Source organism: Jatrophihabitans sp. GAS493 (assembly GCF_900230215.1).
Taxonomy (GTDB): domain Bacteria; phylum Actinomycetota; class Actinomycetes; order Mycobacteriales; family Jatrophihabitantaceae; genus MT45.
Genome location: NZ_LT907982.1, coordinates 3618379 through 3630839 on the forward strand (window position 1 = coordinate 3618379; position 12461 = coordinate 3630839).

A 12461-nucleotide genomic window follows, 5' to 3' on the forward strand; every position below is an offset into this window, starting at 1 on the left:
GCAGACCCGGGTTGCGCACCATACCCATCGCTGGGATGCCGGCTGCCAATCGTCAGAGTGCCCGCGAAACCCGCCAGGTTCCGTAGATTACGGCGGCCAGGAAGAGAATTCCCAGCAGGCCGATAAGCAGCTGAATGACTCGGGGCTGCCGGAGAATCCAATCCGTCCAGCGCCGCACCTGCTCGCGGGCGAAGGAGAGGAGTCGAGAGGCCCACTCGAACTCGGTGGCCCAGACCCCCAGCCCGAGGAAGATGATGACCCAGCCCGGCCCGGGAAGGGGTAGTAGCACGATGCCGGTGAGGATGATCAGCAGACCGAGGAGGCCGACGCCGATTCTCCAGGCGAGCGCTCCGCCGGGCAACGCACGCACCCCTCGCCGCAGCCGCTTCAACCAGCCGAAGCGCTCATCGGAGCCCGGAGCATCGCCTCTCTCGGTTGCGCTCATGACGCCTGCGCCGCCGAGCGGCTTCGCGCGATTACCCGCGGTCCGACAAGGCGGGCCACCAGATAGAAAGCGAAGCTGATGGTGGAGATCAGCGCGCTCGCTTTGACATCGGTCTGCAGGCTCAGCAACAGCCCGCCGTCGCTGGCGATGAGGGCGAAGACGACCGAGAGCACGGTGACCACACCCGGGCGGGCGCTGAGGCGCTGAGCCGCCGCGGCGGGAGTGATCGCCAGGCTGAGCACAAGCAGTGTGCCGACGATCTGGGCGGCTTCGGTGACCGTGATGGAGAGTGCGAACAGGAAGATCAGGCCGACGACGTTCACCCGTACTCCTCTGGCCTGAGCGACCTGAAAGTCGATAGACGCGAACATCAACGGACGGTAGATCAACGCCGTCACGACCAGTACACCGATGGCGATGACGACCAGCAGAGCGATCTGTCCAGTGCTGACGCCGAAGATCTGACCGAAGAGGATGCTCGTTGCCTCGGTCGCGAAACCCTTGTAGCGGCTGAGCAGGTACACACCCACACCGAGCCCGAAGGCCAGGATCACCCCGATCGTCGAGTCGATCTCGCGTTCCCGGGTGCCGAGCGCGGCGATCGCCGCCGCGACGACCAGGCTTCCGATTAGGGCGCCGAGCACCGGATCGTCGGCGATCAACAAGCCGGCCGCGGCCCCGGTGAAGGAGAGTTCAGCCGTGCCGTGCACGACGAAAGCGGCGCGACGAAGCATCACGAAGGGGCCGATGATGCCGCTGATGACGGCGACCAACGTCGCTGCGATGAGCCCATGCTGGACGAACCCGAGCTGCAGATAATCGAAGATGTTCACCGCAGTCTCCGCTCGCTGCCAATGCCGTCGCCGTTGTAGCCGTCGGAGTGATGGTGGTGATGGTCGGACCCGAGATCGGCGCTGGCCGCCTCTGGGGCGCCGACGACGATGATGCGATCACGGATGCGCAGAACGTCGACCTCGGTCTGGTACAGCGCGCTCAGGCGTTCGCTGGTCATCACCTCGTCCGGAGTGCCGATAGCCCAGCGGCCGCCGACGAAGTAGAGGATGCGATCGACGATCGGCAAAATCGGATTGATCTCGTGGGTCACGAAGAGCACCGAATTCTCCAACTGGTGGCGACGGCGATCGATGAGCGCGGTAACCGCCTGCTGGTGCTGTAGATCGAGGCTGAGCAGCGGCTCGTCACAGAGGAGCACCTTCGGGTCGCCGAGTAGTGACTGAGCTATCCGCAACCGTTGCTGCTCGCCGCCGGAGAGCATCCCCAGCGGCGCGTCGGCGTACCCGGATGCACCGACCTCGTCGATCACCTGATCGATCCGATCGCGATTCTCTCGATTCAGCCGCCCGATCCCCCAGCGATGACCGTCCAGCCCCATCCGCACCAGATCACGACCGCGCAGAGGCACATCCCGATCGAAGGACTTCTGCTGCGGGACATACCCGACCAGGTTGCTCCCCCGCCGCGGGGTACGCCCGCACACCTCGACCCGCCCGGCAGTGAGCCGGTTCAGACCGAGCAGGACCTTGAGCAGGCTGGTCTTACCGGCGCCGTTCGGGCCCAGAACCGCGATGAACTCGCCCGCGGCCACGCTGAGGTCCAACCCCTCCCAGAGGGTGCGGCCACCGAGTTGCAGGGTCGCTGCCTCGAGCCGGACACTCGGGGCCGTCGGAATTCTCGGGCCGGGCCCCGCGCGGAAGCTCTGAGTCTCGGACACCTAGTTGACCTTAGGGCAGCGGGAGTCAGCCACCGAGGGCCTCCAGCAACGCGCGGGCCTGGCTGCCTTGCCACGTCTGAAAGTTCCGGGCGCCCGGGGGCAGCGTCTCCGTAACCGCCAGCACCGGCACCGCGTTCGACTTGGCCAGGGCCCGAAGCCGTTCGGTGGCCGGACTGGTGACCTGCGCGTTGTAGAGCAGCACCTTCACCCGATGGTCGGTCAGCGCGGACTCAAACGACCTCTCATCTCCCGGGGAGGGGTCGTTACCGTCCTCGATCGACTGGGCGAAGGTCGCTGGAACGCCGAGGGTCAGCCCGGCTGCCTCGATGAGATATCCGGGCACACGCTCGGTATAGGCGATCGCCTCGCCCTGGTACTTCGCTTTGATCTGATCGATCACGTCGACCACCTGGCTGCGCTCGGCTGCGGCGAAGCGGGCGAGATTGACCTTGAAGGTGCTCGCCTGCGCCGGCACCAGCTCGGCCAGTTCAGCCTCGATCGCGGTCGCAGCGCGCAAAACATACCCGGGCTGGTACCACAGATGCGGGTTCGGATTCTCCCCCGCCGGCTTGACGACATCCTCGACGTTGACGACGTGCCGAGAACCACTGGGACTCGCCTTCATCAGTTTCTGCATGAAGGAGTCGTAGCCGACACCGTTGGTGATCACTAGCGCTGCCCTCGCAACCGCCGCCGCGTTCTTCGCGCTGCTCTCGTATTCGTGGGGGTCGGTGTTCGGATCACTGAGGATCGAGGTGACCGACACCGCGGTGCCGCCCAGCTGCGAGGTGATGTCGCCCCAGAAATTCTCGGCGGCGACGACCCGAAGCGCACCGCTGCCGGCGCCGCGGTCGCTCGCGTCGGAGCCGCAGGCGGCGAGCAGGAGTGTCATCAGGGTCGCGACGGCAAGGGCGCTGAGGCAACGGAGACCGCGTCGGTCGGTTTGGCTGACACGGTTGGTCTGGCCGGCCCAGCCACGACGCAGCACGTTCTGGGCCGGGCGAGTCATGACAGTGGATTCCATCCTGCGCGGCGACTCGACTCAGTCAATTCACCGCGTATTGAAATTGGGAACGGTTCCCACTATTGATACCACAGTCGATCAGCGAGACGCACGCCTGATGATGGCCGCTCTCAGCGAACGCAACTGCCGCAGGTACCGAACACTTCGACCGTGTGCTCCACGTCGGTGTAGCCGTACCGCTGCGCCACCTCGGCCGACCATCGCTCGAAGGCTCTCGCTTCGATCTCTTCGGCGCGCCCACAATGGCGACACACCAGATGGTGATGGTGCTTCTTCTCGGTCGCATCGCCACAGAACCGATAGGTCGCCTCACCTTCGGGGGTCTGGATGACGTCCACGAGGCCGGAGTCGGCGAAGGCCTGAAGATGACGGTAAACGGTCGATAGACCTACCGAATCGCCCGCCGACCGCAGGGTGGCGTAGACGTCCTGCGCGCTTCGAAAGCCGTCCAGGCCCAGCAGTGCGGCCTTGACGGCGTCGCCCTGACGGGTCTTGCGGTGCTTGGTCTCCGGAGCCACGACCCCCATGCTACTAGGAATCGTTACCAAAAAGCGTTGACTGCCGCGCCGTCGGGCAAGGGCGCAGCGCCGGGCCGGCGAACTCGGCACGAGTCCCCCACCCGGCGCTGCGCGGGCTGATCGAGTCGCTACTAGCGCGGCGGGAGGGCACCGGCGAAGGTGCTTGACTCCTTGGCGAAGCCGAAGTTGGCGACCTTGAATCCGGTCGCCATCGGAGCGCCGTAGATCCCGAACTTCGGGTAGCTGACGGTCGGGGCTCCGGCCGCCGTCCGGTAGAGGGTTCGCATGGTGGTCGGCGTGACCAGTTGGTTGTCATTGCCCCAGAGCGCCACCTGACCCTTGCTGGCGTCGGTACTCCAGTTGACCCCCACCTCGAAGCGCAGCCACTGGCCGGTGATCACCGGGTAGCTCCAGAGCAATCGGTACTGCACCGATGCCGACGAGGCGTCAATCGTGCCTGATGGCGTGGTGTAGTTCCAGAAGTGAAACTGATCGCCCTGCACGGTCATCTGAAAGGAGGGAGCCCAACTAGCGGCAGTGGCGTCATAGTCGACCAACTGAAAGATGACCGTCGAGGAGTTTGTCGGCCAGGACTTGTCGAGAAAGATGCTGAAGCCGTAGTACTTGGTGGTACCGGACGTCTGCTCGGGGGCCCCTGCGAACTCGAGACGACGGTCGGTGGCGGCGGAGGAGAAGCGAGCCGAACACGGCATAGATCCGGCCTTCAGGCCACGATCAACGGTGACAGAACTCTTCGTGTTGGCAACGGTCACGCTTGGATCGCTGCTGACGTACTCCGGATGTGAGTCGGCTAGCCAGGTCGGAACCGAGCAGGCCGTCACATCGAACTGCGATGGTGTTGCGGCATCGGCAGAGACTGCGGAGCCGATGGTGGCGGTCGCCGCTATTCCCAGGGCGGCGACAAAACGAACAATGGACCGGCGATTCGGGATCATACAAACTCCTGCTGTTTCGGCCCCAGCGGCTTGATCGTAGGGGACGAGCCCGAAAATTTCGTGGTGAAGTACGAACTTCATCACCGTTGCGCGTCCGGCGCGGGACGCAGAGTAGCCATCGTCACGCCCTTCCGTCCGGGCAGAATTCAGCTAGACTCTTCACACGATCAACACATCGTCATGGCCGGCCGAGTGACCCAGGTGGGGACCTGAGATCACTCGAAGCTTTGAGTCGGCCAGCGGCGATCACGCAGATTTCGGGGGAAATCATGCTTAACGGGGCTGACTCTTGGCATCGACCAACGCCTATCCGCTCGCGCCGGGAGCCCGTGGTCACCACACGTACTCCGCAGCCCCCACCGATCAGCGTCCAGACCTTCTCGACCGGTGACGTCGAGCCGATCGACGCCGCCGCGGCACTGCGCCAGCGGGCCGAACTCCTTATGCAACTGGCCACCACGCAGACCCAGGCCGCCGCAGTGAAGGCGATCGGCGAAGTCTCCGACCATGCATCCCGCAGCCGCAGCCGCAGCAATGCCCGGCGCCAGATTCGTGGCGCGATTCGCGACAGCGGTGGCGACGCGCATTCGCTCAGCCGCGAGGAGGCCGTCCATCTGGCCGCTGGGCGACTGGTCGCACTAGCCGCCGAACACGCCAAGCGTCGCGGCTAACTCTGCTAGCTAACGTCGCCCGCGGCCAGAGCTTCCGTGCCGTTGTTGATGACTCAGGCGAGATGCGTTAGCTCAGCTGAAATCTCCCACAGACGGCGGGCATCGTCGGCGTTGCGAGCCCGTCGGGACGGCCTCTCCCGCACCGGCCAGCCGGCCACGACGAAGCGGGGCCCGTAGAAGTCACCACCGACTACGTCCGGGTCGGTGACTGCCCTGAGCATCGGCAGCGCTCCCTTCGCCACCGACTGGCTGAAGATCGGGTAGAGGAGCGTCGTCACTCGGTTCGTCACTCCGCTCCCCTCGGTGCCGAGGTCAGTGTGGGACGAGCCGGGGTGCGCCGCCACCGCTATCGTCGTCACCCCCTGCGCCGCCAATCGGCGCTGCAGTTCGCTGGTGAAGAGGATGTTCGCCAACTTGCTCTGGGTGTAGGCGAGCCAGCGATTGTACTTTCGCTTGCGCATGAGGTCGTCGAACCGCATCCGGCCACCTCTATGCCCCATGCTCGCCATGGTCGCCACCCGGGACCCGGCCGTTCGCACGAGGGTCGGCAAAAGATGCTCGGTGAGTGCGAAGTGGCCGAGATGGTTTACGCCGAACTGCATCTCGAATCCCTGAGCGGTGCGGGAGTGGTCCACCGCCATCAACCCCGCATTGTTGATGAGAAGATCCAGACGGTCATGACTAGCCGTAAAACTCTGGGCAAAAGCCGCGACACTCCCCAGATCCGCCAGGTCCAGTTCGGAGACTTCAACGCTCGCCTGCGCAACGTCGCGGCGAAGCTGCTCCGCTGCCCGCCCGGCCTTCGCCACATCGCGGCAGGCCATCACGACGTGGGCCCCATGCTCGGCCAGACGGCTGGAGATCTCCAACCCGAGGCCCGAGTTCGCGCCGGTGACGACGACCACGCGCCCGCTCTGGTCACCGATGTCAGCTGCCGTCCAGTGCCTGGAGCCAGCGGTGGCGCCGGTCATTGCGAGGTGTCCCAGCAGGGTTCCATGCCCGGTACTTTAGAGCACCCATCGCCTCAGCACGCCCGCCCGGCAGCGAGGGCCACCAGGTAGGCCAGCCAGTCGATCAGGGAGGCCTTCGGCCCCGGCACCGGAACACAGGCCTTCTGCACCTGCAGGGATGCCGAGACGCTCGTGCCGTCGGCGGTGGTGGCGGTCACGGTGTGCCGACCGACGGTGGTGGTCCGTGGGATAAGCGCGGTGAGGGTCCCGGCCCCGTGCGCGTCGGTCGTGACCGAGCCGAGCGTGGTCGCGTCGAGGCGGATCGCCAACTTGGTCGCCGATGCCCAGCCGGCCAGCCGCACCGTGACCGACCGCCCGGCCGGCAACGTCGTCGGTGAGAGGGTGACGGTCCCCTTCTGGGTCGGCTTGGCGGTGATGCTGAGCGGGATGGTCACCACCGTGCCGCTCGGGGCGGCGGTCAGAGTGAGGGTCTGCGCCCCCGAGATCGAGTCGGGGATCTTGACGCTCACCGAGGTGGCACCGGCCGAGACCGGAAAACTGCCCAGCGAGGATGCGCCGATCGCGGCGCTGAGTGAGGTGTTGGCCGGGCTGCCGAGGCTCGTCAGATCCAGCTTGCTCACCGCGAAGGTAAGGGTCTCCCCCGCCTTGACGGCGCCCGGCAGTGGCGACACGACCACACCGCGGCGGGCGAAGCTCGGGCTCACCGGGCTGTTCTTACCCAGGTAGTCGATCCAGGCGTCGCGATCGACCAGACCAGTGTCCTGCACATTCGTGGCTGCGGTGAACGCGGTGAAATTGTCCCCACCGGTTGCGAGGAAGGAGAACGTTCCGATGCGGTAGGAGGCATTCGGATCAAGCGGCTTTCCGTCGATTGTCACCGAGGTGATGTGGCTACCCACAGCCGCGGAGGGATCGAGGGTGTAGGTGACATTGTCGGAGAGCCCGAGGTTGAGGAATGGACGCGACGCGCCCGCTGGCTGCCACATCTGCTCCAGCACCTGCTTGAACTGGGCCCCGGTGAGGGAGAGCGTCCACAGATTGTTGACGAAGGGCAGCACCGAGTTCGCCTCGGCGTAGGTGACGGTCCCGTCCGGGGCGTAGAGCAGATCGGCTCGCAGGCCGCCCGGATTCACCACGCCGATCTGGGCCCCACCCCGCTCGGGCGCTGCGAGTTCATCCCGCAGAGCGTTGCCGACCAGGTTTCCGAGCGTCGACTCCGATGCCCGGTCGTCCCGGTCGGTTCCGGTGAAGGCCGTCGTGATGTCCGCCGTCACCTTGCCGATCGGTTGCCCACCGACCACCGCGGCCTGGGCCAGCGCCGCGGTCACGATGCTCTGCACGGCGGCGACCCGTGGATAGGCGGCCACCAGGGTCGCGTCATCGGTATCGGTGCGAGGCACGTTTCGGCTCGCGTAGCCGGTGACCTGTTTCGTCGCACGGTCGATGGTGAGCACGACCTGCCCGACATTCGCTCCGTAGTCACCGGTCTGCAGGATCGGACGCGTCTTGCCGGCCTCGCCCGGGATCGGTGCGTCCCAGGCGTAGACCTTGTGGGTGTGGCCGGTGAAGATCGCGGCGACCTTGGGACTGGTCTGCTGGACGATCTCGGCGAACGCGCCGCCCGCCGCGACCTCCTGGTCGAGGGTGGCTCCGTCCGGAGTGCCCTCGCTGGCTCCCTCGTGGTATTCGGCGATCAGCACGTCCGCCTCACCGTTGGCCGGGTCGCCGTCGGTCAACTCGGCCGCGACCCGGTTCACCGCGACCACCGGATCACCGACATCGATGCCGGTGATACCCCCCGGGCTGACCAGGGACGGCGTCTCCTGCGTGACCGCACCGATCACCCCGACTCTGAGGCCGTTCACCGTGACGATCTGGTACTGCGGCAGGGCGGGCGTGGTGGTCCCCTTCTGGTAGACGTTGGCCCCTAGGTAGGCCCACTTGGCGTTCGGCGGGTCTCCGACGACCCGATTCACCAGGTCGTCGTACCCCTTGTCGAACTCGTGGTTGCCCACAGCCGAGGCATCCAGACCCATCGCGTTGAGCACGTCGATGGTGGGCTGGTCGTTCTGGGATGCCGAGGCGAATAGCGACGCGCCGATGTTGTCACCAGCGGAGAGCAGCAGCGAATTCGCCGATCCTGCGGCGGCCCGAAGCTGCTCGACGGTGCCGGCGAATTTTACGGTGTTGGCATCGATCCGGCCGTGGAAATCGTTGATGTTCAGCAGGTTCAGGCTGGTGGTCGTGGGCGTGGCGACCGGCCGGATCCTGACCACCTGCGGGTCGTGATCGGAGGCTTGGTCGGAGAACTCCGAGTTGACGTGAATGACGCTGTACTGCACCGCGTCGGCCGTTGCACTCAGCGGTTTGGAGACGAAGATGTGATCGAGCACCTGCGAGATTCCGTTGAAGTTATAGGTGTATCGCTCGTTCTCCGGGAGGGTGTTGATCAGGTCGGTGAGGGTCGCCCCGTCATCGGTGAGCGTCTTGATCGGTGCCGAGAACTGGTAGTCGTTGAAGTCGCCGGCCAGCACGACGTTGGCAGACGGGTCGGCGGCCAGAATCTGCTTTACGAAGCCGTTGAGGACCGTCGCCTGCTGCGTCCGCTGGACCTCGGAGATCCGAGCGGGCGGCTGGTAGCGGCCATCTGAGTTCTGATCACCACCCTTGGAGTTGAAGTGGTTGGCGATGACGATCACCTTCTTGCCATCGAAGGTGAACTCACCGGCGAGCGGTTTACGACTGTCCGTCCACGCAGCGTTCGTCGGATCGACCCGGCCCGGGGAGGCTGAGAGTTCGGCCGTGAAATCAGCGCCGGTCGAGACGGTGACACCACTGGTCGAGTCGCCACCGGCCTTGGCGTCGAAGGTGACGCGAGCCGGGTTGTAGAGAAAGACCACCCTGATATTTCCGCCTGGTTGGCCACCATCCTGGTCGTTCACCGGATCGATCGAGGCCGAGGAGTAGGCCGGCCCACCCTGGGCGGAGATCGCTGCGATGAACTTGGCGATGGTCTGGTCCGCAGCCACCACACCGTCATCGATCGCGCCGTCGTTGTCCTGGATCTCCTCGACGGAGATGACGTCCGGCGAGGCGAGGTTCTTCACGACCCCGGTCGCCAGCCGATCGAACTTGCTCTGCGGGTCCGACGGAGCCAGGTTCTCCACGTTGTAGGTGGCCACCGCCAGCTGGTCGGTCGCCTGGGCGGGCGCGACGTTGCCGGTCAGCCCGTTGTCCTGATAGGTGCCGATCTGGGTTGCCGCGATGTCGTAACCACCGAAGGTCGACCAGTCGACCGGCCCAACGGTAGGGCCAACCAGTTCGTCGCCGACGTTGGCCGCGGGCACGGTGCCGTTCACCGGGGCGACAAGGGTGCGGCCGGCCGGAACCGCGTCGTAGTCGGCGATGTAGGTGCCGCCCCGCGGCGTCATCTGCTGATCCGGCTTGGAGGTTACGTAGATCTCGCCGTACTGCGGCGACCCCGGTCCGACCACCTTGGCGTCGTTCACCTGGACGAGCATGCCCTCGTGGGCCTCGAAGAACTCCTGGGCCGAGCGGGCCGGGTCGAGCGCATCCGTGCTCTCCACACTGTGCGGATCGGCGCTGGCGCCGGGTGCGGCGAACCGGCCCGGCACCGTCGTCGGCGTCAATAGCAGGGCGGCGGGAAGCGACACGCCCTTGGCCAGCGTGGTGATCTGCGTCGGTCCACTGATCTCGGTCGTCGACAGGCTCGAGGTCGTGGCCACGGTTTCGCCCGACGCGAGCGGGTAGAACTCCTTCACCGGCCCGCTGACCAGCACCGAATCGCCGACTGCGACGGTCGGCGACGAGGTGAAGACAAAGATTGCCGAGGATGCGGCTGGGCGGCTCAGGTCAGGGTTCAGCTCCTGGAGAAAGAAACCCCGGCTGCTTCCGGCGGTCCGCACGGCGGTCACCACGCCGGCGACCTTGGCGACGTTCTCGCCGTCCAGTGGAGACTTCCAGCTCGATCCCTGAATGTCCTGGATCGTCGTGGTCCCGGGGATGCAGGCATCTGGCGGGGGCGTGGTGGTGCAGTCGGTTCCGCCGCCACCCCCACCGCCGGAAACGGCAGCCGGCGTCGGTGCGGCCACGACGAAGTCCGCACTGTTCTGATCGGAGTCGACGGCCGCACTGCGCTGATCCGAGAGCGCTGCCGACGGAGCCGGGGCGGCAGCGGCGCCTTCGAAGGTAGTTGCGCCGCCGAACCCGACCAGGTCGGCCACCGACGGGTCACTCGCGCAGGCCGCCAGCAGACAGGTGAGCGTCGTCGCGTTGCTGACCAGCGCCACGGTGCCGGTGGTGGCTGAGAGGTTCACGGTTCCGGTGACGTCCGGCGCCGGCAGCGGCGCTCCGTTGGCCCCACCCGAGGCCTCCTGGATCAGGTAGAACTTGCCGGGGTCCAGCGACACGCTGCCCAATGGGGTCTTACCCGTCCAACTGGTGCCGGTCGCCGACTTGTACTGCACCGAGTATCCGGTGAGATCCACCGCCGCCGGACCGCGGTTCTGCAGTTCGACGAAGTCGTTGGCCAAGACGGCTGAGCTGTTGCCGCCGCCGCCGTAGACCTCGGTGATCACCAGTCCGGTACTCGATGCCGCGCTCGCCGGCGGGGCCAGGGTGAGTGGCAGTAGCAGCGCCACGACGACGGCGGAGACGGTGGCGAGAATGGTGACAACGGTTCGGCTGACGATCGGCACGAGGCCTCCACAGGTTCTTGGTCGATGCTGCGCTGTGTATCCGGTAAGAGCACTCAATCGCATCGTAGGTAGGTGCCGGTGAACACGAAGTGATGCATCGTGCACGGAGAGGTTACGTCGCGATGAAGTCCTTGAGTTTGCTGGGTTGAATTGGCCGAACAGGACGGCTTGGCTCACCCCTCCAGCGGTCTGCCGCCACCGGTGACTTCACGGTGTAGACGCCCGGGCGCCACCCTGCCTTCACCTGATGTTCGTGCTGCACACACCATCGTCACGCCCACGAAACCGACCCGAACTACCTTGCGACGATGAGATACCCGGCAATGGCAGGCGGCAGTGGCCGGCCGGGACGTGACCTATTCGCGGCTGACGCCGACCGGGATTGACTACGTGATCGGGAAGTTCGTCGGCTACGTGCCGCGCCACGACCGGCTCTATGACTACCTGCGCGGCATCCTCGTCGACCGTATGGGGATTCATAACCCACATCCGGCCTTCCGCGCCTTCCGGCTCGTAGGCAGCAACGAGGTCTACGGCTACGAGGAGAAGGCCAGTGGTGCCCGCCTGATCTGTAAGTTCTACGGTCCCAAGTTCGGCTGGGACTCCGACCGTGCGAGCCATGCCGCCCACCAGGAGTACGAAAGCCTGCAGACGCTGCGAAGCTTCAACCTCGTCGGTTCGCCGCACCATGTCATCGCACCGCTCGGAGTGAATCGCGATATCAACAGCGTCCTCGCCGTCGAGTACTACCCGGGTGAGCAGTTCAGCCAGGCGATCGCCCGCTCGATTCACCAGCGCGACAGCAGCCATCTCTTCTGGCGACTCAAGGCGCTCGCGTACTTCCTCGCGACGCAGCACAACCGCACGGCCAACGGCGACGGCGTCAATTTCGACGCCGACACGCGGTACTTCAACCGTGTGGTGGGGCGGCTTCGGCGCGACGACCGGGTCGGCGCGTGGGATGTCGATGAGTTCGAATGGCTGCGCGATCGCTGGCGGGAACGGGCCCGGATGTGGCAGGACCAGCAGGTGTGGCTGCACGGTGATGCCACTCCGGCCAACTTCCTCTTCGGGAACGGTCTGGATGTGGCCGCCATCGACCTCGAACGGATGAAGCGGGGAGACCGGATGTTCGATGTCGGCCGAATCGCCGGGGAGCTACAGCATTCGTTCATGTCGGCGACCGGTGACCGCCGCCGGGCCGAACCCTTCATCGGCCACTTCCTGTGGGAGTACAGCTGCCACTTCCCCGATCGCGACAGCGCGTTCGCCTCGATCACGGCGCGGGCGCCCTACTACATGGGCATGAACCTTCTCCGGATCGCACGCAATGACTACATCAGCAGTGAATACAGTGGAAAGCTCGTGGCTCAGGCCAAGCGCCTGCTTCGCGCCGGCTGACTTCAGCAACCGAGATCTTTTTCGA

Annotated in this window: 10 protein-coding genes; 2 read left to right on the forward strand and 8 right to left on the reverse strand. The window is 65.7% G+C overall.

The features are described 5' to 3' along the window. Positions 1-52 precede the first annotated feature (52 nt). The 6 genes from CPH63_RS16825 to CPH63_RS16850 all read right to left on the reverse strand — a co-directional run bounded on the left by CPH63_RS16825 (position 53) and on the right by CPH63_RS16850 (position 4675). Positions 53-445, reverse strand: a complete 393-nt coding sequence (locus CPH63_RS16825; protein ID WP_096303975.1) for a TIGR02611 family protein — start codon at positions 443-445, stop codon at positions 53-55. Then, positions 442-1278 (reverse strand): metal ABC transporter permease, encoded by an 837-nt coding sequence (locus tag CPH63_RS16830; RefSeq protein WP_096303976.1) that lies wholly within the window; start codon positions 1276-1278, stop codon positions 442-444. Before CPH63_RS16830 ends, CPH63_RS16825 begins: the two co-directional genes overlap by 4 nt. Beyond that, positions 1275-2177 carry a metal ABC transporter ATP-binding protein gene (locus tag CPH63_RS16835; RefSeq protein ID WP_197704397.1) on the reverse strand — a complete coding sequence of 301 codons (903 nt, stop codon included), beginning with the start codon at positions 2175-2177 and terminating at the stop codon, positions 1275-1277. Before CPH63_RS16835 ends, CPH63_RS16830 begins: the two co-directional genes overlap by 4 nt. Positions 2178-2202: 25 nt before the next feature. After that, positions 2203-3186 carry a metal ABC transporter solute-binding protein, Zn/Mn family gene (locus tag CPH63_RS16840; protein ID WP_197704398.1) on the reverse strand — a complete coding sequence of 328 codons (984 nt, stop codon included), beginning with the start codon at positions 3184-3186 and terminating at the stop codon, positions 2203-2205. A gap of 125 nt (positions 3187-3311) precedes the next feature. Then, positions 3312-3728: a Fur family transcriptional regulator gene (locus CPH63_RS16845; RefSeq protein ID WP_096303977.1), complete on the reverse strand. Its 417-nt coding sequence runs from the start codon at positions 3726-3728 to the stop codon at positions 3312-3314. A 122-nt stretch (positions 3729-3850) separates the two neighbouring features. Continuing rightward, the gene (locus CPH63_RS16850; protein ID WP_157749614.1) at positions 3851-4675 is read right to left on the reverse strand and encodes a heparin lyase I family protein; all 825 of its coding nucleotides are present in this window, start codon (positions 4673-4675) and stop codon (positions 3851-3853) included. 329 nt (positions 4676-5004) lie between these two features. On the opposite strand from CPH63_RS16850, the gene CPH63_RS16855 reads away from it, so the two are divergent. Next, entirely contained in the window at positions 5005-5346 is a 342-nt protein-coding gene (locus CPH63_RS16855; protein ID WP_096303979.1) for a hypothetical protein, read from the forward strand. A gap of 53 nt (positions 5347-5399) precedes the next feature. Here the strand turns inward: CPH63_RS16855 and CPH63_RS16860 are convergent, their stop codons facing one another. Together CPH63_RS16860 and CPH63_RS16865 are read right to left on the reverse strand one after the other, a co-directional pair. Further along, positions 5400-6317 (reverse strand): oxidoreductase, encoded by a 918-nt coding sequence (locus CPH63_RS16860; RefSeq protein ID WP_096303980.1) that lies wholly within the window; start codon positions 6315-6317, stop codon positions 5400-5402. Positions 6318-6370: 53 nt separating this feature from the next. Beyond that, a complete protein-coding gene (locus CPH63_RS16865) occupies positions 6371-11035 on the reverse strand; it encodes a 5'-nucleotidase C-terminal domain-containing protein (protein WP_197704399.1) in 4665 nt (1554 codons plus the stop codon). 336 nt (positions 11036-11371) lie between these two features. Between CPH63_RS16865 and CPH63_RS16870 the strand changes: the two genes are divergently transcribed. Continuing rightward, positions 11372-12436 carry a phosphotransferase gene (locus CPH63_RS16870; RefSeq protein WP_197704400.1) on the forward strand — a complete coding sequence of 355 codons (1065 nt, stop codon included), beginning with the start codon at positions 11372-11374 and terminating at the stop codon, positions 12434-12436. Positions 12437-12461 lie beyond the last annotated feature (25 nt).

Coding starts and splice junctions, on each gene's coding strand:
- CPH63_RS16825 (WP_096303975.1), bottom strand. CDS start 445: ATGAGCGCAACCGAGAGAGGCGATGCTCCGGGCTCCGATGAGCGCTTC.
- CPH63_RS16840 (WP_197704398.1), bottom strand. CDS start 3,186: ATGACTCGCCCGGCCCAGAACGTGCTGCGTCGTGGCTGGGCCGGCCAG.
- CPH63_RS16845 (WP_096303977.1), bottom strand. CDS start 3,728: ATGGGGGTCGTGGCTCCGGAGACCAAGCACCGCAAGACCCGTCAGGGC.
- CPH63_RS16850 (WP_157749614.1), bottom strand. CDS start 4,675: ATGATCCCGAATCGCCGGTCCATTGTTCGTTTTGTCGCCGCCCTGGGA.
- CPH63_RS16860 (WP_096303980.1), bottom strand. CDS start 6,317: ATGACCGGCGCCACCGCTGGCTCCAGGCACTGGACGGCAGCTGACATC.